This window comes from Williamsia sp. (genome assembly GCF_036566845.1).
Classification (GTDB): domain Bacteria; phylum Actinomycetota; class Actinomycetes; order Mycobacteriales; family Mycobacteriaceae; genus Williamsia.
The window spans coordinates 24,408-42,859 of record NZ_DATCVM010000192.1; the positions used below are offsets into that span (position 1 = coordinate 24,408).

The 18,452-nt window shown below is 63.6% G+C and carries 18 protein-coding genes; 9 read left to right on the top strand and 9 right to left on the bottom strand.

Annotated features, from left to right (window positions below; translation table 11 throughout):
- Window positions 1-18: 18 nt before the first annotated feature.
- A complete protein-coding gene (locus tag VIQ49_RS18725) occupies window positions 19-1,602 on the bottom strand; it encodes a serine hydrolase (protein WP_331887321.1) in 1,584 nt (527 codons plus the stop codon).
- A 281-nt stretch (window positions 1,603-1,883) separates the two neighbouring features.
- Between VIQ49_RS18725 and VIQ49_RS18730 the strand changes: the two genes are divergently transcribed.
- A complete protein-coding gene (locus VIQ49_RS18730) occupies window positions 1,884-3,494 on the top strand; it encodes a D-alanyl-D-alanine carboxypeptidase/D-alanyl-D-alanine-endopeptidase (RefSeq protein WP_331887323.1) in 1,611 nt (536 codons plus the stop codon).
- Window positions 3,495-3,621: 127 nt separating this feature from the next.
- Here the strand turns inward: VIQ49_RS18730 and VIQ49_RS18735 are convergent, their stop codons facing one another.
- The 3 genes from VIQ49_RS18735 to VIQ49_RS18745 form a co-directional block, all read right to left on the bottom strand.
- Entirely contained in the window at window positions 3,622-4,572 is a 951-nt protein-coding gene (locus tag VIQ49_RS18735) for a DUF808 domain-containing protein (RefSeq protein WP_331887325.1), read from the bottom strand.
- A 511-nt stretch (window positions 4,573-5,083) separates the two neighbouring features.
- Window positions 5,084-6,247: a GmrSD restriction endonuclease domain-containing protein gene (locus VIQ49_RS18740; protein WP_331887327.1), complete on the bottom strand. Its 1,164-nt coding sequence runs from the start codon at window positions 6,245-6,247 to the stop codon at window positions 5,084-5,086.
- A gap of 112 nt (window positions 6,248-6,359) precedes the next feature.
- Window positions 6,360-6,887, bottom strand: coding sequence for a PASTA domain-containing protein (locus VIQ49_RS18745; RefSeq protein WP_331887329.1), 528 nt, complete (start codon window positions 6,885-6,887; stop codon window positions 6,360-6,362).
- Between the two features lie 364 nt (window positions 6,888-7,251).
- On the opposite strand from VIQ49_RS18745, the gene VIQ49_RS18750 reads away from it, so the two are divergent.
- From VIQ49_RS18750 to VIQ49_RS18770, 5 genes are all read left to right on the top strand, one after another.
- A complete protein-coding gene (locus VIQ49_RS18750) occupies window positions 7,252-7,728 on the top strand; it encodes a hypothetical protein (RefSeq protein WP_331887331.1) in 477 nt (158 codons plus the stop codon).
- Window positions 7,729-7,777: 49 nt separating this feature from the next.
- Complete coding sequence (locus VIQ49_RS18755) at window positions 7,778-8,707, top strand: ABC transporter ATP-binding protein (RefSeq protein ID WP_331887333.1); 930 nt, start codon at window positions 7,778-7,780, stop codon at window positions 8,705-8,707.
- Window positions 8,704-9,546: an ABC transporter permease gene (locus tag VIQ49_RS18760; protein WP_331887335.1), complete on the top strand. Its 843-nt coding sequence runs from the start codon at window positions 8,704-8,706 to the stop codon at window positions 9,544-9,546. Before VIQ49_RS18755 ends, VIQ49_RS18760 begins: the two co-directional genes overlap by 4 nt.
- On the top strand, window positions 9,536-9,778 hold the full coding sequence (locus tag VIQ49_RS18765; protein WP_331887337.1) for a helix-turn-helix transcriptional regulator: 243 nt from the start codon (window positions 9,536-9,538) through the stop codon (window positions 9,776-9,778). Before VIQ49_RS18760 ends, VIQ49_RS18765 begins: the two co-directional genes overlap by 11 nt.
- 126 nt (window positions 9,779-9,904) lie before the next feature.
- The gene (locus VIQ49_RS18770) at window positions 9,905-10,102 is read left to right on the top strand and encodes a hypothetical protein (protein WP_331887339.1); all 198 of its coding nucleotides are present in this window, start codon (window positions 9,905-9,907) and stop codon (window positions 10,100-10,102) included.
- A 277-nt stretch (window positions 10,103-10,379) separates the two neighbouring features.
- Here VIQ49_RS18770 and VIQ49_RS18780 read toward each other — a convergent pair whose 3' ends face one another.
- Entirely contained in the window at window positions 10,380-11,186 is an 807-nt protein-coding gene (locus tag VIQ49_RS18780) for an AraC family transcriptional regulator (protein WP_331887341.1), read from the bottom strand.
- Between the two features lie 120 nt (window positions 11,187-11,306).
- Here VIQ49_RS18780 and VIQ49_RS18785 point away from each other — a divergent pair, with 120 nt between their 5' ends.
- Complete coding sequence (locus VIQ49_RS18785) at window positions 11,307-12,338, top strand: ABC transporter substrate-binding protein (protein WP_331887343.1); 1,032 nt, start codon at window positions 11,307-11,309, stop codon at window positions 12,336-12,338.
- Between the two features lie 72 nt (window positions 12,339-12,410).
- Here VIQ49_RS18785 and VIQ49_RS18790 read toward each other — a convergent pair whose 3' ends face one another.
- From VIQ49_RS18790 to VIQ49_RS18800, 3 genes are all read right to left on the bottom strand, one after another.
- Window positions 12,411-13,250: a class I SAM-dependent methyltransferase gene (locus VIQ49_RS18790; protein WP_331887345.1), complete on the bottom strand. Its 840-nt coding sequence runs from the start codon at window positions 13,248-13,250 to the stop codon at window positions 12,411-12,413.
- An 8-nt stretch (window positions 13,251-13,258) separates the two neighbouring features.
- Window positions 13,259-15,268: an OPT family oligopeptide transporter gene (locus VIQ49_RS18795; RefSeq protein WP_331887347.1), complete on the bottom strand. Its 2,010-nt coding sequence runs from the start codon at window positions 15,266-15,268 to the stop codon at window positions 13,259-13,261.
- Between the two features lie 174 nt (window positions 15,269-15,442).
- Window positions 15,443-16,243: an excalibur calcium-binding domain-containing protein gene (locus VIQ49_RS18800; protein WP_331887349.1), complete on the bottom strand. Its 801-nt coding sequence runs from the start codon at window positions 16,241-16,243 to the stop codon at window positions 15,443-15,445.
- 286 nt (window positions 16,244-16,529) lie between these two features.
- Here VIQ49_RS18800 and VIQ49_RS18805 point away from each other — a divergent pair, with 286 nt between their 5' ends.
- Window positions 16,530-17,255, top strand: a complete 726-nt coding sequence (locus VIQ49_RS18805) for a heme peroxidase (protein ID WP_331887351.1) — start codon at window positions 16,530-16,532, stop codon at window positions 17,253-17,255.
- Between the two features lie 463 nt (window positions 17,256-17,718).
- Complete coding sequence (locus tag VIQ49_RS18810; RefSeq protein WP_331887353.1) at window positions 17,719-17,982, top strand: LuxR C-terminal-related transcriptional regulator; 264 nt, start codon at window positions 17,719-17,721, stop codon at window positions 17,980-17,982.
- A 128-nt stretch (window positions 17,983-18,110) separates the two neighbouring features.
- On the opposite strand, the gene VIQ49_RS18815 is transcribed toward VIQ49_RS18810, so the two are convergent.
- The coding region (locus VIQ49_RS18815; protein ID WP_331887355.1) for a Na+/H+ antiporter NhaA at window positions 18,111-18,452 on the bottom strand (342 nt) is incomplete at its 5' end.

The following is an 18,452-nucleotide window of genomic DNA, read 5'->3' on the forward strand; positions in this document are numbered from 1 at the left end:
TCCACAGCGAGGGGGCACTCATTGCGGCGCTCGTGTGAAGGTGCCGAGGCCGTCTTTGTCGAGATACTCGATGGTCAGGGAAGTCGCCGGTCCGCCGGTGACGGTGAACTCGGCACCTGTTGGGCCCGCGGCGTTTTCGCCGACCGGTTCGAACCAGTAGGTGTCGCCGGTGTAGTGGGTGAGCGGGTAGCTCTGTTGCAGGTCTTTGCCGATGGTGAGGACCAGGTTGTTGCCCTCGGCGACCACTTCGGCCTGCCCGTAATACGGACTGGTGTACATCCCGGTGTAGTCGGTGGCCGGTCGCGCCGGCGCGGCATCGGCGGGAGTAGTGGTGTAGTCGACGTCGGAGCGTTCGCTGTCGATGACCATCTTGAACTGCTCGGCGATGAACGGAGCCCAATCCACCGTCAGCTCACCGTTGGTCACGTAGTCGAGGAACTGAGCGGTGATGGTCTCCGACACCCCTACCGGAGCCGTGTTGGCCAGCACCACAATCCCGAGCTGTTCACTCGGCAGCATCTTCACGTCGGTGCTTGCCCCGAGTGCGAACGCACCGGCGTGGCCGATCTGTACCCGACCTCGGTCATCGGTGTTGACGTTGAAACCGAGGCCGTAGAAGCTGTCTCGCGCACCGGGAGTCTCGGACGGATGGGCGAAGGAATGGGCCTGATGGGTGACCTGCAACGCCGCGGGATCGACGATTTGTTTCCCTTCGAACTCGCCGTCCGCCAGTTCCATCCGAATCCACTTGGCCATGTCGTCCACCGAAGAACTCGCGCCGCCGGCCGGCGCCTGCTGCTCGGGATCGCGGACGTACTTCGCCTCCCAGGTCTTGGCGGCCGGATCGACCTGCACATGGTTGGACGCATGATTGGGCGTGTTGACCCACTCGTCGAACGAGGAGGTCGTGTTGTCCATGCCGAGTGGTTCGTAGATCTTCTGCTTCGACAACTCTGCCCACGTCGTGCCTTCGGCATTGGCGGCGGACATGCCGGCGATCGAGAAGCCGTAGTTTGTGTAGTCGTAGTTGTCGCGAAACCGTTCCAGCGGAAGCTGATCGAGCCGATCGAGGATCTCGGGGTAGGTGTAGCCGAGGTCTTCGAGAGTGTCGCCGGCATGATCGGGAAGGCCGGAGCGGTGCGACATCAGATCGGTGTAGGTCGCGTTGGCGGTGACGTACGGATCAGCCACGGCGAAGCCCGGTTCATGGTTCTTCACCGGGTCGTCCCACGCGATGCCCCCGCTGCCGACCACCGATGCCACCACACTCGAGGCCACCGGCTTCGACACCGATGCCAGCTGGAACATGGTGCTTGTGTCGACGGGGGCCGGGTCGCCCGCCTTCCGGACCCCGAATCCCTTGGAGTACAGCACTTCGTCCTCATAGACGACCGCCACCGCGACTCCGGGCGCCCCGGTGTTTGTCATGATGGTCTCGACGAAGCCGTCGAGTTGGTCGACCGCGGCGTCGACGTCGTCCCGATCGAGCTGCGCGGCCGCCGGCACCCCCGGTGGGGTGTCGGCCATCGAGCTGGTCGACGAATCCTTTGACGATGAACTGCATCCTGACAACGCGAGCGCTATCACGGTGCCGAAAGCCATTGCGGTGCAATAATATATCCGGATCTGGGAACGCCGGTGCGCGGGAAGTGTGAGTGCGGTACGTCTGACCATGGTGCTCCATCCGGCGGATCCGGCGCCAGTGGCGGCGCTCGGACAACGTTCCAGCAATGGCGGTGCTCGGCCCGCCGTGCATCGACAGTACCGCAGAAAGATGCAAATTGCAGTATGCAAAGTGCAGCAGGGGGAGTAGATTGCCCGGTGATGGAACGCTCGCGCGATGCGCTGCGCGGCGTCGACCCGACGCGGAAAGATGGTGCCCCATGCCCAAACGACGTCGACGGACGTACTTGGCCCGCACGGTTTTCGCGGTCACCACGGTCTCGGCCATGTTGTTCGCGACCGCCTGCTCGGACGACTCGTCGGACTCGTCGTCTGAATCGGGCCAGGGCCAGGGCATCCCCGAGGCGGCGACCGCGATCATGGACACCGACCCGTACACGGCAGCGCGGTGGTCGTATCTCGTGGTCGACCCGGAGACCGACGAGGTCATCTACAGCAACCAGGCCGACACGTTCATGTTCCTGGCGTCGCAGACCAAACACTTCACTGTCGGAACGGTTTTCAACAACCTCGGCGTCGACAAGACCGTCACCACCCCCGTCTATGCGACGTCGGCACCCGTGGGCGGAACGCTGACCGGCGACCTCGTCCTGGTGGGTTCCGGAGATCTGGCACTGGGCGGTCGCAATGCCGATCAGGGCAAGTTCGACTTGGCCACCGACGGTATAGATCACGTGTACGCCGACGCCCTCCCCGGGGCAGTGCTGGCGCCGGGCGATCCGCTGGCCGGACTCGACGCGATGGCCGAACAGGTGGCCGCATCAGGAGTTACCCGTGTCGACGGTGATGTGTTGGTCGATCCGCGACTGTGGGAAACCTACGACACCGTTGAGGGCCTGGTGCCGTCGATCTTTGTCAACGACAACCTGGTCGACATCCAGGCCCAGCCCGGGGAGCCGGGGCAGCCGGCGACCATCCAGATGCTGCCGGGCAACGGCTTGTTCACGATTGACTCGCAGGTGACCACCGGTGCCGCCGACAGCGACTCCACTCTCAAAGTCGAGGCCGACGACGCCAATCCGACGCTCCTGCACGTCACCGGTTCGGTTCCGGCGGGCAAGACCTCGCTGACCGTCTACCGGATCACCGACGCGTCGAGCTGGGCCCGTCAACTGTTCATAGAAGCGTTGCAGCGCAAAGGTATTACTGTCGCGTCGACAGCGAAGGTCAACAACGACGCCGCACTGCCGCCGTCAGGTAGCTATCAGGACAACCTGCGGCTCGCGACGCTCGACTCGGCGCCGCTCGGCGAAGCGGGCGGCATGATCCTGGCGACGAGCTACAACACCGGAGCCAACACCTTCGTCTGCCTGCTGGCCGTGGAAGCCGGTTCCGATCAATGTGCCGATGGCCTGCCGGCGATCCGCGATCTGGCCGCCGAGGCCGGAGTTCCGGCGTCGGACTTCGTGATCATGGACGGCCAGGGCGGCGACCCGTCGTCCGCGACACCCACCGCCGTGGCGACCTGGCTCAAGTGGGTGAGCGCTCAGCCCTGGGCAGACACCTTCTGGGCCGGACAGCCGATCCTCGGTGAACGCGGTTCCCTCTCCGGCGTCGGTGCGGACAGTCCGGCGAAGGGGAAGGTGATCGGCAAGACGTCGACCTCCGCCGATGTGGAGCCCGGCACTGAACGATTGGTGGTCACCACGCAGGGACTCTCGGGCTACCTCGACGTCGGCGACGGTCGCCGACTGCTGTTCGTGGTGGCCGTGAGCAATGCGGTCTTCCCCGACCTGCCGCGCGGGGTGTTCCAGGTCGGCGACGACGTCGGCATGGTGGCAGCCGCTTTCCAACAGGCACAGGAGAAGTAGTGATCGCGTGAGCTTGGGCCCCACTGCGCCACAAACCCACTCGTTCTGGTCAAATCCACGACCCGCAAACCCCTGGGTTTGACGAGAACGGGTGGGTTTGCGGCGAGGGGAGCTGGACTCGACTGAATCAGTGCGCGGCGGCGGGCTTCTTCTTGCGCTTCGGGATCACGTGCATGATCGCGACGATGATCGCGCCCAGAATGAGCCCGACGATCGCGGACGCGGCGGTGCCGAGAATCCAGGAGAGCACTCCGCCGAACCAGCCGTGGACCAGTTCTTCACCCCAGTGTTCGAGGTGATGGAGTTGGTCGGCCGGCCAATGGAAGCCGGCCTCGCCGAGGTTGACGAGCAGGATGTGGCCGCCCACCCACAACATCGCGGCGATACCTACGACGGTCAGGAGGCTCATCAGTCGGGGCATCGCCGAGACGAGCCCGCGACCGACCTTCTGGCTCAGCGTGGACTTCCGTTTGGCCAGCGCCAAGCCGACGTCGTCCATCTTCACGATCAGGGCCACAACGCCGTAGACCAATGCGGTGATCAGGAGCGCGACGGCGATGAGCACCAGCAGTCGGGTGACAAACGGTTCATCCTCGACCGACGAGAGGGAGATGATCATGATCTCCGCCGAGAGGATGAGGTCGGTGCGGATGGCGCCGCTGATCATCTTCTTCTCGAACTCCGGCCCCCGCTCAGTGGCCGTCTCGTCCTCACCGTGGTGACCGGCGACCGCTTCGTAGACCTTCTCGGCGCCTTCGTAGCAGAGGAACGCGCCACCGACGATCAAGATGTACGGCAGCGCCTCCGGTAAGAACTGGCTGAGCAACATCGCAACCGGAAGGATGATCAGCAGCTTGTTGCGAATCGACCCGAGCGCGATCTTGCCGATGATCGGCAGCTCTCGGTCCGGGGTGAATCCGTGGACGTAACGAGGGGTGACCGCGGCGTCGTCGACCACCACACCGGTTGCCTTGACGCTCGCCTTACCGGCAGCAGCCGCGACGTCGTCGAGTGTTGCCGCAGCAGCTCTCGTGATCGCAGCGACGTCGTCCAGCAGTGCGACGAGACCACCAGCCATGGCAGAGGCTCCCTCAGATCGGCGGAATTGTGTTCACTCGAACAATACGTGGTGGCGGTGCAGGTGGCGGCGCGACATATGGCCACCGGGCTCGCCTTGGGGAAACTCTCGTTTCATGGCCGAGCTGCACGGTCCGATCGAGCGGATCAAGAAGGGCATTGCGGTGGTGCAGTGACCAGACGGGAGCTCAGAATAGTGCATCGGTCGGACAATTCCAGAGCGTGGAAAACCAGGCTCGACAGTGCGTTCGAAACTACATCGATGCAAGTTAAAGTCACAGTCGCACAATGGATTTCGATGTCGGAGGGTTCCGATAGCTTCGCCTCGTCACTGGCAGTCAACACCCTGGCTGCCGATCACGAGAACGGATATGCCATGTATGCGACCAAGGAGGCTGCGCCCGACCCGGCGACCGCTGCCGGCCCGAACAGCAATGTGATCGGCCATGGAACCGAGAGTCCCGCATCCCCGTCCAACACTGCGTGGGGGTTGGACGGGGAACATCGGACGGCTACGTCTCGCAGGCCACGCCGTCGCGGTCGCGGTCGAGTTTGGTGCTGTATCCGGGTTGGCCGGCGTAGATCGGGGCTGCGCCGGCAGCACGAACTTCGGAACAGTTCGCATACGAGACCGAGGGGGTGTCGACGAGGGCAGGAGGGGTGTACGCCGGTGTGGTGTAGGCCGGTTCGGGTGGCGGCGTGTAGGCCGGCGCAGGTGGTGGGGTGTTCACGGGGCGGACCTGCGCCGGAGTCGTCGTCGACGGAATCGGGGTTTCGGTCTGGGTGTCGACGACGGAGGAGGTTTCGGGAACAGCGGCGCCGCAGGTGCTGAGAACACGAGCGATGGCGTCCTTTTCGGCCTGGGTCACCCACAGGTTGTATTCGGCCTTCACGTCGACCTGGCGCGCCACATACGTGCAGCGGTACGACGTGTTCGGCGGTAGCCACGTCGCGGCGTCGCCGTCGCTTTTCTGCTGGTTGGCGGGGCCGTCGGTGGCCTGCAGGTTGCGTGGATCGTTGGCGAAGTCGATGCGCTGAGCCGGGGTGAGCTGCTGCGCACCTTTCTGCCAGGCGTCCGACAACGCGACCACATGGTCGATCTGCACCGCGCTGGATGTCTGTTGACCGCGGACGAAGTTGATCGTGGTGGCCGTGTACGGATCGGCCAGGGTGCCCGTCTCGACGGCACATCCTTGCGAGCCTGCTTTGAACACGATGCCACCCAGGTCGCGGCGCAGGATGTCGTTGCGGGTGTCGCACCCGTTGCGTCCACCTTCGACGGACACCGCATCGGTCCAGGCGTCGCCGAACAGCGTCCGGTCGTACCCGGTCTTGGGTGCGCGGCCCTTGACCGGCAGCGCGTTGAGCTTGGTCATCGCGGCATTGGCGCCGGGTGCGGCAGTCACCTGCGCGACGGCGGTTGCTGTCGGCAGCGGCTTCTCAGTGGTCGTGGTCGGTGCCGATGAGGCGGAAGCGGTGGTGCTGATTACCGCGGGTGTCGAGTTGGCAGCGTTGCTCGGCTTCTCATCCTCGGCGACAGAACCAATGACCGCGAACACTGCGAGCAACGCAACAACACCGCCGGCGATCCACGGCCATTTCCGTTTCTTCGGTGGCTGAGGTGCGCCCGCGGGTGGACGGTCCCAACTGGTTGGCATGTCAAAGGGGGCGGGCATGGTGAGGGGGCCTTTCACAGGTGCGTCGACGGGGGGAGTCGGCGGCAGTCAGTTGGGTATATCTGCCGGTGCCCCGAGTGTTACCGGGACACAGTGCTGGTCGCAGAATCGGTCAGCAGCCGCTGGTTTCGCCGATTTTCACGACGGACAGAACCGGCTCACCTTCGGTGATCGGTGTTCCGGCCTCGGGTGTTTGGCCGACGACCACCCAGTTGCTGTCGATGATCTGGCTGCGGCCTTCGCCACTGGCGTCATCGCTGCGAGAGAAGAAGACACCATTCTCCTGAATGAGATTCTGCGCAGCTTGCAGGTTCATGCACACCACTGCGGGCATGATGCCCCCGGATACTGCTGCCGGCGTGGTGGCTGTTTCGGCCGGCGTGACTGCCGGTGTTGAGGCCTGAGCCGGGACGACGGTCGTCGGCGCTTCGACGGTGACCGTGCTCGGAGCCGCTGTCGCCGTCGCGACCGCTGAAGTGGTTGCAGGTGCGGACTGGTCTGTGTCGTCGTCGGCGCAGCCGGCGACGGAAGCGAGGGCAAACAGCATGACAACTGCGCCGATGCCGCCGGAGATCCACGAAATCTTGGACTTCTGTGTGGACGCAGATTCGGAAGTGTCGCGCGGGGGAGGCGTACTCAAGATGTTTGTTCTTCCTGATGGTGCCCTCCGGGCTGCCGAGGCTGACAGGCGTCGAGGGCGAAATGGGTGAACACGCGGGAAGCTCACGGGTGCGGTGGGCTATCGGCTGCCTCGCGAATGTTCGGTGTCGTCAACTAGTTATAGCTGCCGAGTTTCGCAGTGTTACAAGCGGTCCCGGAAATCGGTTGCCGCCGGAGGTGGGTGTCGTACGTTCAGGCTATGGGCGCGAAATGTCCGAAATGCTACTCGCTGAAACGTCCGCAGCCGACATCGCAACCGCGTGCGCACCGCACCATTGGACCCACCATCCGAGCACGCCGATGAAGGCAACGCCTCCAGGCGGCCAGGGCCATCCAGGATTCCCGTGCACCAGCGTAGCGCCGCGACCGCTGCAAAGAACGACTGGTGCAGCTCGTGTGCCAGGGCCGCGGATGCGACCGAGGCCGACTGGGTGGCGACCGCCCACAAGAACCAGGTTCCGGCGACTCGCCCCAAACCCGATGCGGTGGGCCCGCTTTCGGTTGATGCGACGGTCCAGCCGACGGTCACGTATCCGAGCAGCACCCATGATTTCGCGGCGATGATCATGAAAGTGATTGCCGCCCAGTCGATATTTATTGCGGAGAACCGTGCGCCGAGTACGCCGCCGGCAGCCGTGAACGCAAGGAAGCTGAACCCGTCGTCCCGGACCTGTTTGCCTACCCGGCGGACGAACGCTGTGGTGGTCCGGAAAGACGATGCGTTGGTACCCAAACTGGTTGGTGCCGCGAAGCTGCCGATGACCTGGCAGATGGGTTTCCTCTTCCCAATTCTGACGGAGCATTGCCGTACCGAGATGTAGTACGTATGCTACAAATAATCGAATACTGACAACTGGGAGGGGAGGGCTCATGACTTCGAGCAGCGGGGTGGTTCTCGATGTCGAGGGACTGCGAATGCGGTACGGCGCAACCGACGTTCTGCGCGACGTGACATTCCAGGCACATCGCGGCGAGGTGCTGGTCATGCTCGGCCCCAACGGGGCGGGCAAGACCACCACCATCGAAATCTTGGAGGGTTTCCGTCGGCGCTCGGCGGGCCGCGTTGCGGTCCTGGGTGTCGACTCCGAACAGGGCGACGAACAGTGGCGCGCTCGGATCGGTGTCGTGTTGCAGTCCTGGCGCGATCACGCGAAGTGGCGGGTACGTGAGCTGCTCGCCCATCTCGGAGCGTATTACCGCCCCTATTCCACCGCGCGGGTTCAACGTCCTTGGGACACTGATGAACTCATCGAACTGGTCGGCCTCACCGAGCAGGCGCGCGCGAAGATCTCCACGCTGTCCGGCGGCCAACGGCGCAAGCTGGACGTGGCGATCGGTGTCGTCGGGCGGCCCGAACTGCTGTTCATGGACGAACCGACCGCGGGCTTCGACCCGGCGGCGCGGCGCGACTTCCATGATCTGGTGCACCGGCTTGCCGACCTCGAGGACACCACTGTGCTGCTGACCACGCACGACCTCGACGAGGCCGAAATCCTGGCCGACAGGATCCTGATCCTGGCCGGCGGCCGGATCATTGCCGACGGCTCGCCCGATGAGCTGTCCCGGTCGATCGCAGGCGAAGCGCAGGTCAGCTGGACCGTGGGCGGTCAGCGCTTCGTTCACGCCACCACCGAGTCGACCAAGTACGTGCACGAGCTGTTCAAGCAGCACGGGGAGAGCGTCGGTGACCTCGAGGTGCGCCGCGCCACTCTGGAAGACACCTATATGACCCTGGTCAAGCGCGCCGAGTCCGGCGGAGCTACCGAGCCCGTTCGCACCCTTGCGGAGGTCACCCGATGAACGTCCCCGCAACCCGGGTCGGTCTGGCCCGCGGCGGAATCGAACTGCGGCAGATGTACACCAACGGTCCCGACCTGATCGGTCAGTTCCTTACGCCCGCAATCTCGCTCGTCGTGTTGTTCCTGCTGCGTAACAAGATCTACGGAGACAGTGGGCTGTCCGTCGCCGAGCTGGCCGTCCCGGGCCTGCTCGGGAGCATCATCGCGTTCAACGGCATGTACGCGCTGCTCAACGTGCTTGTACTGGACCGCGAGGACGGCACGCTGTTGCGCGCCAAGGCGGTGCCGCGAGGCATGATCGGCTACTTCGTCGGCAAGATCGTGGCCTCCGCCGGATCGGTGATCGTGCAGGTGGTCGTCGTGCTCGGGGTGGGCATGGTGATCATCGGCGGGTCCTCGCTGTCCGGTCCAGGCGCGCTGGTGACCTTCGTGTGGGTGTTGGCCCTGGGGCTGCTGGCCGTGCTGCCATTCGGCGCGATCCTGGGCAGCGTGCTCGACACACGGACGGCCTTTCTGCTGACAATGCCGCTGATGGGATTGATCGCCATCTCGGGCATCTTTTATCCGATCACTGCGCTGCCGGGCTGGCTGCAGGCCATCGGCCAGTCGTTCCCGATGTACTGGCTCGGGCTCGGCATGCGCTCGGCGCTGCTGCCCGACGAGGCGGTCGCAATCGAGATCGGGGAGTCCTGGCGCCACGTCGAGACGGCGGCGGTGCTGGGTGCCTGGGCCGTCGTGGGCCTGGTCATCGCTCCGGTAGTGTTGCGGCGCATGGCGCGTCACGAATCAGGGTCGAGCATGGCTGCACGACGGGATCGGGCGATGCAGCGTGCCTTCTGAGGTCATCTACAACCGGATCGCGATGCTGCGGGCCGAGCGGGGCTTATCTCGGCGGGAGTTGGCCGAAGCACTGGGTGTCCACTATCAGACCGTGGGTTATCTCGAGCGCGGCGAATACAGTCCGAGCCTGCATCTGGCGTTGCGGATCGCCGCGTACTTCGAGGTAGCGGTAGAGGTCGTGTTCTCTACCGAGCCCTTTCCCCGGCTGGGGTCGGGCTCCGCAACCGCATGACTGTCGCCGTCGTGTCGGGAGAGACAGCGTTGTTCAGCGATAGCCCAGATCAATACGCCGCCATCAGGCGCACTGACCCACTACTTTGCGGGCAAGGACGAGATTCTGCAGACCTCGTTCGAACACGTGCTGGACACGACCAACGACCGTATCGACCGATCGGTGGGAAAAGCCGCCGGGCTGAAGGCATTACGCAAGATGTTCGCCGAGATCATGCCGTTGACCGAAGAAGCGCGGTTGGAGGCCCGTATCGCGGTGTCGTTGTGGCAACGAGCGTTGAACGACCGGGCCATGGAAGTGGGCTCCTACGGTCGAGTCGCCTGAACAACGAGTTCCGGAAGATCGACGGGGTCTGGAAGATCACGCGCACGAGAACCGCGAATGTGTTCATCGCTCCGCTGCCCACGCACTTCGCCAGCGACCACCTGCGCGCTACTCCAATGGTTGGTATGCAGGGCGTACGGACAAATTGGGCTGCGTACACAATCGTTGAACCAGTCGATCGTCAGAACAATCGGGAATTCCCTTACCGGACCTGATGTGTTCGTTTTCAGGCGCAAGCATCGCCCGACTGCTATTCGCGACTTATGTCGCGAAGGGGCTAGGTCAGAAAGCGTCGGCGGTACGCGGCGGGAGTCACCCCGAAATTTTTGCGAAACGTCTCGATGAAGGAGCTTGTCGTCCGATATCCGACGCCGGCTGCGACCTCTTCGATGGACTCACCCCGGGCGAGCAGCGTGAGCGAGTGGTTGAGACGTGCTCGGTTGCGCCACTTGCCAAGTGTCAGTCCGGTCTCGCCGATGTAGATCCGGGCCAGGGTTCGGGGACTGATCGCAGCCGACTCTGCGAGTTCGACAAGTGTGCGTTGGTCGGCGGGATTTGCGAGTAGTTCATGCGCGATGGTGGCGGCGCGGCTGTCCCGGGGGATGGCGAGGGTGTCTTCACGGACCTCCGATGTGGCGATCAGCTCTGTCAGCAGCTCGCGGGCTCTTCGCCGCTCCCGCCGGGGACGCTCGAGGTCGCGCAGATGTTGGACGAGTGTGGCCATCAACGGGCTCGCAGCAACCACGTGCGGTTGACGCCACCGTTCACCGGTCGGGCGGAGTGCGGTGCCGGAGAACATGCACATCAGCTCGCCCTCACCCAGCAGCGTTGCCGCATGTGTCACCTGTGCCGGAATCCACGCCATGTGCCCGTGATGGAGGCTCAGATTTCGGCCGTCCACATGCAGATCGAGCCGCCCTGCACGCGCCCACATGAGCTCGTCGGTGTCGTGCCGGTGCGGCTCGAAGTGCAGGCCGGCGTCGCACGTGTCGCGGGTGACGAAAAAATCTTCGATTGACCCGTTTCCGGTATCTGTCTCGATCGTTGCTGTGTTGGCTGCCAAGCGATACGGATTTTCGGTCATCACCGTGTCCCTTTTCCCGTCCTCGCGTCTGGATTGCCATATTTTAAGGTGGTGAAAGTTAGGTTAGCCTCATGCCCTGAGTCGGGCAACGGCACCGCCTCTGATTGATGAGGAGTCACAGTGTTCAGTACCCGTAGCGGGCCCAACGTCGCCTTGGTGACGGTCATTGTCGCAGCGCTGATCGCGCTTGTGGGCTGTAGCTCGTCAGGAACCGATGACGGTGCGGCGACGGAGGCCGGCGACGGAACCTTCCCCGTCGTCGTCGAGCACTCGATGGGGGAGACGACGGTTCCGGAGCGGCCCGAACGGATCGTCGCACTGGGTGCCGGTACGGCCGGCGAGATCCTGTACGCACTGGGCGTGGAACCCGTTGGGCTCGAAGCATTTCCCGGCTTCGGTGCGGCCAACGCCGAGGGCGTGCAACCGTGGGTCGAGCCTCTCCTCGACCCGGAAGTCACGACGCTGCTCCCCGCAGGGGCCAAGGGCATCGAAAAGGTGGCGGCACTCGATCCGGATCTGATCCTGCTCACCTACGGCGAGCTCGATGAAGCCACGTACGAACAGCTCAGCCAGGTTGCGCCGACGATCGCGTCGCCGCAGGGGCAGTGGGAGCTCGATTGGCGCCTCGAACTCGAAACCATCGCTCGGGCAGTAGGTCTGACGGACGAAGCGGTGGAGCTGGAAGCGCAACTCACCAGGGGCATCGAGCAGATCAAAACCGAACATCCAGAACTCCAGGGCGTCAACTACACCTTCGTCGAGGTCCACGACGCCGGGTTGTGGCCGTATCTCAGCGCGGATCCGCGCAACCAATTGATCCGCGAACTGGGCTTGGTGTCCTCGCCTGGCGTTGTAGCGCTGGACAAGAGTACTGACGGCGCATTTGTTGGTGACATCTCGCTGGAGCGTGCCGCCGAGATCGACGCGGATGTGATCATTGCGTACCCCTCAGCAGGCGACGCCGAATCTCTGTACTCGGTACCAGTTTTCCGGGAGTTGGGTGCGGTTCGTGGTGGTACCGCGGTGTTCTACGGGCAAGAGAAGGACATCGTGTTCCTGGCATCGCTTCAGCCATCGCCGTTGACGATTCCGCTCTCACTCCAGCGAGTTGCAACCGACGTGTCGGCAGCGCTGAAAGCGGGCAATCCCTAGGTCTTTGGGCCGTGGGCACTCGCATTTCGGGCGTGACGGGCAATTCCCAGAAAGCTCTTCGTGCGACGCCGATCACGCTGTCGCGCTTAGGCTCCAGCACGCGGCGGGGTATCGCACCTCCGAGTCAAATGTCAACGCCGCGAAGGCCTCAGCCAGCTGATCGGTGACCTGAGCACGGGCCTTCGCGTCGACCGTCCCCATCTGGACGCCCACCCGACCGAACGTGGTGACATATCGCAGCATGTCATCGAGGGGCAGACCGAGTTCGACGTCGAGGGGTTCGACCGTGACGTCACGCCAACCGCTCGCGTCGAGAATCGGGGTCACGAGGGCTGGGTCGGCGAAGGCAAACTGACCCGGCTCGGTCGGGACACTGGCCGGCCGCGGTGGCAGGTCCGGCAGCAGCGATGCGGTCGCGCGTTCGGCGATCGACATGATGTCGGCGGGGTCTGGGTTGCGCCACACGATCATTCGCAAACTGGCGTCGTCGGCAGCGGCCAGACGAATGTTGCGGAACGCCGCCACCGGATCACCGAAGAACATCACGCCGAAACGGGAGACGACGGTGTCGAACTCCGCCTCGGCGAATTGATGGGTCTGCACGTCCGCGCAGACGAACTCCGCCGACAGACCTTCGGCGCGGGCCCGCTCGCGTGCGACGGCGATCATCGGTTCCGAGATGTCGACCCCGACCGCCTCGCCCGCGCGGCACACGGCCAAAGTTGTGCTCCCGGTACCACATCCGATGTCGAGGACGCGCTGGCCGGATACGTCCTCGACCTGATCGACCAAGAACTCTTCGAACGGCCGGTACAACCGATCGAGCAGGTCCTGGTTGTCGATCCAGGCACGTCCGGACGGGCCGCTCCAGCGCGCGGCCTGGTCGGCGGCGACATGCCCGTTTTCGGCCACCTGCAGACCTACTTGGTGGTTGCCGGTTCGTCCTCGACCGGCCGGCTCGCGATCTGCTGAGTCTTCTTGTACAGCCACGCAATCAGGACGACGAAAACGATCACACCGAGGTATTCGGAGGTGGTCTCGAACCCGTCGCCGACGATGCTGAGCGGGTTCTCCTCGCCGGTGGCCGCGACGATGCCGGCGAACAGAACGCCGAACAGGCTCTCGCCGACGATCAGGCCGGTCGCCAACAGGATGCCCATGCGCTTCTTGCGTTCGACGTCGCCGCCGGACTTGTCAGCCCACTTGTTGTAGAACGTGCCGAGGATGGCGCCGATCGGGATGACCAGGGTCAATGCGACCGGCAGGTACATGCCCATACCGACGGCCAGCGGGGGCAGCCGGAACTTGCTGTTGGTGGTCCGGCCGAGTACCTCGTCGACGATGATGACACCGACACCGATCAGTGCGCCGATGCCGATCAGGTTCCAGTCGAGGTCACCGCCGAACACGCCCTGTGCGAGCGAGGAGATGAGCGCGGCCTGGGGTGCGGCGAGGGCGTCGTCGCCGGCGCCCGGTGCGCCGACAAATCCGAATGCGGTCTGCATGAGCTGGAGGATCGGGGGAATGATCGCGGAGCCGAAGATGACGCCGATGACCAAGGCCACCTGCTGTTTCCATGGCGTCGCGCCGACGAGCTGACCGGTCTTGAGGTCTTGCAGGTTGTCGTTGGAGATCGTCGCCACACCGAAGATGACGGCGGACACGAACAACGTGAATGCGATCAGCGCGGTGTTCTGGGCGTCGTTCGCGTCGCCGTAGACCATCTTGATGAGAAGCGCGGCGATGATGACGACCAGGATGCCGACACCGGAGATGGGGCTGTTGGACGAACCGATGAGGCCGGCCATGTACCCACACACGGCGGCAACAACGAGTCCGATCACAAACACCAAGATGACGCTGACCGCGATGATTCCGCCGGCGGTGCCGTGAAGGGCGGTGTTGTGCACGAAGTCCCACAGCAGCAGCCCGATGGGAACCAACGCAACGAGGATGACCAGTCCGACGTAGGTGATCGGGATGTCCTGCTCGGTGATGTCCACCGACTTGCCGCCCTTGCGGGCGCGGGCAGACACCATCGCGTTCTTGATGCCCTTGACGATCGGGCCGATGATCTTGAGCAGCGTCCAGATCGCTGCGATCGCAATCGCGCCCGCACCGACGAAACGGACGTCGGAGGAGAAGATGCTGCTGACACCGTCGAGGAGGTCTTCACCGGCGGGCAAGGCGCCGTTGGACTGGATGGGCAGGATGATGCCGAACGAGATGATGAGGCCGACCAGCATGGCGATACCGACGGTGAGCCCGACCAGATGCCCGACACCGATGAGGGCGAGGGACAGACTCGCGCCCCACATGGTGCCGCCGGCACCGACCTTGATCGCTCCGGCCAGCGAGTTGCTGATCACCTTCAACGCGGCGAGCAGCGAGAACCCCGCAGCCGCAATGGAACCGATCAGGATGATCCGCAGGCCACCCTTGTTCTCGTTGGCGCCCTGAGTCGTGTCGCCGACGCGCAATACCTCGGCGGCCGCCACCCCCTCGGGATAGGGCAGATCAGATCCCGTCACCAACGCTCGCCGCAGAGGGATCGAGTACATGACGCCGAGGATGCCGCCCAGGGCGCAGACGCCCACGGTGATCCAGTACGGGAAACCGGTCCACCAGCCGACCATGATCAGGCCGGGGAGCACAAAGATGATGGCCGACAACGTTCCTGCCGCCGACGCGATGGTCTGAACGATGTTGTTCTCGACGATCGAGTGGTTCGCAAAATATCGCAGGATGCTCATCGAGATGACCGCCGCCGGAATGGCGGTGGCGAAAGTCAACCCCACCTTCAAGCCGAGGTAGACATTCGCTGCTGTGAACACCAGTGTGATTAGACCGCCGAGGATGATTCCCCGCAGCGTGAGTTCACGCAAACCCGGTGTTGTGGTCTGGGTTGTGGTCACATCATCGGTCGCCATCGGGGTTACCCTTCAGGCCATGCGGGTGTTGATCGTTCACCGTCATAGATTGGGACGTTAGTTGACCCTGACACTCACAGCTTGATGAATTGGCGATCGAGCAGGCCTCAATTCTGTGACATTCTCCGCGCGAGCCCGCAATCCGGACATCTGCGATAAATCGGACGTTGTCCGTTATTCGCAGGCCATGCCGTCGCCGTCACCATCCAGTTTGGAGCTGTATCCGGGTTTACCTGCGTAGATGGGTGCCGCTCCGGCGGCCCGGACCGCGCTGCAATTCGGGCAATAGGCCGACGATGGTGCATCCACGGCAGGAGCATCGGGGACCGGTGTGTCGACCACGGGCGCCATGGGTGCCGGCGTGTACACGGGAGTCGATATCTGCGGAACCTGTGGAATCGGTGTCTGAGTTGTGGATTCGGGCACGTCGGTGGTTGTCGATGGCGTCGGCGAGACTGCACCGCAGTCGGTGAGCACTCGTGTGATGGCGTCCTTTTCGGGCGGTGTCACCCACAGATTGTAGGTGGCCTTCACGTCGACCTGCCTGCTGACGTAGGTACAGCGGTAAGACTTGTTGGGCGGCAACCACGTTGCCGCGTCTCCGTCACTCATCTGCTGGTTGATCGGGCCATCGGTGGCCGTGGAGACCTGGGCTATCGGAGTTGCGGTCGTGGCCGACTTTTCGGGGGTGGTGGTGGCCGTCGTTGTGGAAGTCGATGTGGCGCTGCTGGATTGCGCGGGTTTGACCTTGGCGGTTGTGGTCGTGTCATCCGTTGAGATCGATCCCGATGCCACCAGCGCAGCAATCACCGCGACGGCGCCGCCGGCGAACCACGGCCAGCGCTTCTTCCTGGGTGGCTGTGGTTGCGGGGATCCGGTGGGTGGTCGTTCCCAATTGGACGGCATGACAAACGGGTCGGGCAGGGGGTAGGGCCTCTCGATACGGTGATTCCGGCTGGCCGCCAACGGATTCACCCCCAAAAACCGTGCGAAGCCAGACGTGGGCTATATCACCTGACGTCGGCGACTCGAAATCACACCAATTCTGTTCGCGCAGTGCAACCCTCGGTAGGCCTCTTGTTGGACTGACATGCGCCAGATCAGCTGAAGCAATCCGCGCCGGATCGAGGGCGATTGTGGGCGCGGCCCCGGCGTCGAGGTCGTGCACGCGGGCAAGCACAACCAGATTTGTCGGTGGCCGGGGATACGGTCGGCGGACGAGTTGCCCATGGGGAGTGGGCAGCGCTATCTAGGGGGAAGCATGTCAGCAGGGGTTGATTCTCGTGTCGGTGCGCTGGTGGGTGCGTGTGAACGGGATCTGGGGGATGCGGCGGAGTGGATCACGCCGCGCGGCTATCCGGACGGATTGGCGTTGTGCATCATCGATGCCATCTATTCGACGGGCGCGCGTCACGTGACCGTTGAGAACATCTTCGAGCGGTACGGCATCTACCGCGCGGCGCAGGGTGGTGACATCGCGGAGGACGGGGCACCGGAGTTGCTCGGAACCTTTCACGAGCTGGGTGACGCGTCGGAATGGGCGAACACGATCGGCAACCGGAGGCCGACATCATCGACGCCCGGTGCGCCGCTGAAGGCGCAGGCGGTCAAGGATGCTGCGAGTCGACTGGTAGACCTGGGTATCCCCACCGCCGCTGACCTCCGGGAGGTGGCCGACTCGGATGCGCTCGATGCAGTCAAGAAGTCGTGGCTCACGGTGCCGGGCCAACGATCGGGTGTGACGTGGGCGTACGTGCTGATGCTCGCCGGCGTCTCGGGGGTGAAGGTGGACCGCTCCATAGTCCGGTATGTCGCCCGGATCTTGGATGTTTCCGTCGATGAGGTGGCTGTTGCGACAGCGAGCGAACTCATTCGCGACGTGGCCCAGGTCAAGGGCTGGGATCCGGAGTACACCGAGCAGGCGATCTGGCGATTCGCGTCGAAGCGACCGGTGCGGCAGCCTGCCGTCCCGGTAGCTGCAGACTGAATCCGCGTTTTCTCCACCGGGTGGTCTGCGATCGCCCGGTGTGGTGCGTGATTTGAAATCTCAAACATAATGCGAATCAAGGATGAATGTGTTTTCATTCTTCTGTAGAAAGAAATGGGTCGCTCTTTATCTAAATGCTGGAGAGTCGCATTCCTGTTCGTGAAGTATCGAGCTCGCATTTGTCAGTGGGTCTTTGGGTCCGAAATGTGGGAAAACGGCGTCAGAATTGAGCGTGACGATCATCTTCTTCAGCAGGCGTGAAACTGGCCAGGGCGGATGATCGGTGGTCTGCTTGCAAATCCCAGGGCTACAGGATGATTCGTATCATTGTTTCCGTTGCTAACTGTGCCCGCAATTATCGGGGTAAGTACACCCTCGACTAGAAGTTGCCTTACGGTGCCGCTAGGTTTTATGGGAGACAGGCAGTCAACACTCCGGCCGCCGCCAAGAGATCGGATCGCGCATGTTCACGATGAAAGAGGAAGCCGCCGAGATAGCAGCCCGGCCGAATTTGAGTGCGAGAGAGACCGAGGTCCTTCGTACGTGGCTTGTCTGCGACTCCAAAGACGTCGCTGCGCGCACGCTCTACATCTCGCCTGCGACCGTGAACACCCACATCGCTCGGATTCGTGAGAAATACGATGCGGTCGGTCGGCCCGCAGCATCCAAGTCGACCCTGTTGGCCAGGGCCCTGCAGGACGGCCTGATCACGGTCGAGGAACTCTGACCGAGGAGCATCATCAGCGGCGGCCTGTCCATTTTCGGTCCCCTCAGGGGTGACGGAGGGTTATCTGCCCTCGGCAGGTCCTGAAGGGGACGATTGTGGGGGCGCCGCCGAGGCGTGGAAGCGCTTGGCTAGCTGTTGCTTTCGTTCTGGTCGAGATCTTGGTAGATGTCGGGGATGCCGTCGTGGTTGTCGTCGCGTTCTTCCAATTCCCGGACGTTGCGGTAGTGGCGGTTTCGGATCCGCAGCAGGATCGATGCGACCAGCGCCGCGGCCAGGGAGCCGGTCAGGACACCGATCTTCACGTATTCCTCGCGGTGTGATCCCTCGCCGTACGCGAGGTCGCCGATCAGCAGTGAGACCGTGAAGCCGATGCCGGCAAGCATGGAGATCCCGAGCACGTCGATCCAGCGGATGCTGGTGTCGAGGGTTGCGCGGGTGAACGCAGCCAGCAAACGGGTGGTCCCGAAGAC

What these genes read in the sequence shown, in the direction of transcription:
- VIQ49_RS18725 (WP_331887321.1), bottom strand. Translation starts at nt 1,602, where the DNA reads ATGGCTTTCGGCACCGTGATAGCGCTCGCGTTGTCAGGATGCAGTTCA.
- VIQ49_RS18730 (WP_331887323.1), top strand. Translation starts at nt 1,884, where the DNA reads ATGCCCAAACGACGTCGACGGACGTACTTGGCCCGCACGGTTTTCGCG.
- VIQ49_RS18735 (WP_331887325.1), bottom strand. Translation starts at nt 4,572, where the DNA reads ATGGCTGGTGGTCTCGTCGCACTGCTGGACGACGTCGCTGCGATCACG.
- VIQ49_RS18740 (WP_331887327.1), bottom strand. Translation starts at nt 6,247, where the DNA reads ATGCCCGCCCCCTTTGACATGCCAACCAGTTGGGACCGTCCACCCGCG.
- VIQ49_RS18755 (WP_331887333.1), top strand. Translation starts at nt 7,778, where the DNA reads ATGACTTCGAGCAGCGGGGTGGTTCTCGATGTCGAGGGACTGCGAATG.
- VIQ49_RS18760 (WP_331887335.1), top strand. Translation starts at nt 8,704, where the DNA reads ATGAACGTCCCCGCAACCCGGGTCGGTCTGGCCCGCGGCGGAATCGAA.
- VIQ49_RS18780 (WP_331887341.1), bottom strand. Translation starts at nt 11,186, where the DNA reads ATGACCGAAAATCCGTATCGCTTGGCAGCCAACACAGCAACGATCGAG.
- VIQ49_RS18795 (WP_331887347.1), bottom strand. Translation starts at nt 15,268, where the DNA reads ATGGCGACCGATGATGTGACCACAACCCAGACCACAACACCGGGTTTG.
- VIQ49_RS18805 (WP_331887351.1), top strand. Translation starts at nt 16,530, where the DNA reads ATGTCAGCAGGGGTTGATTCTCGTGTCGGTGCGCTGGTGGGTGCGTGT.
- VIQ49_RS18810 (WP_331887353.1), top strand. Translation starts at nt 17,719, where the DNA reads ATGTTCACGATGAAAGAGGAAGCCGCCGAGATAGCAGCCCGGCCGAAT.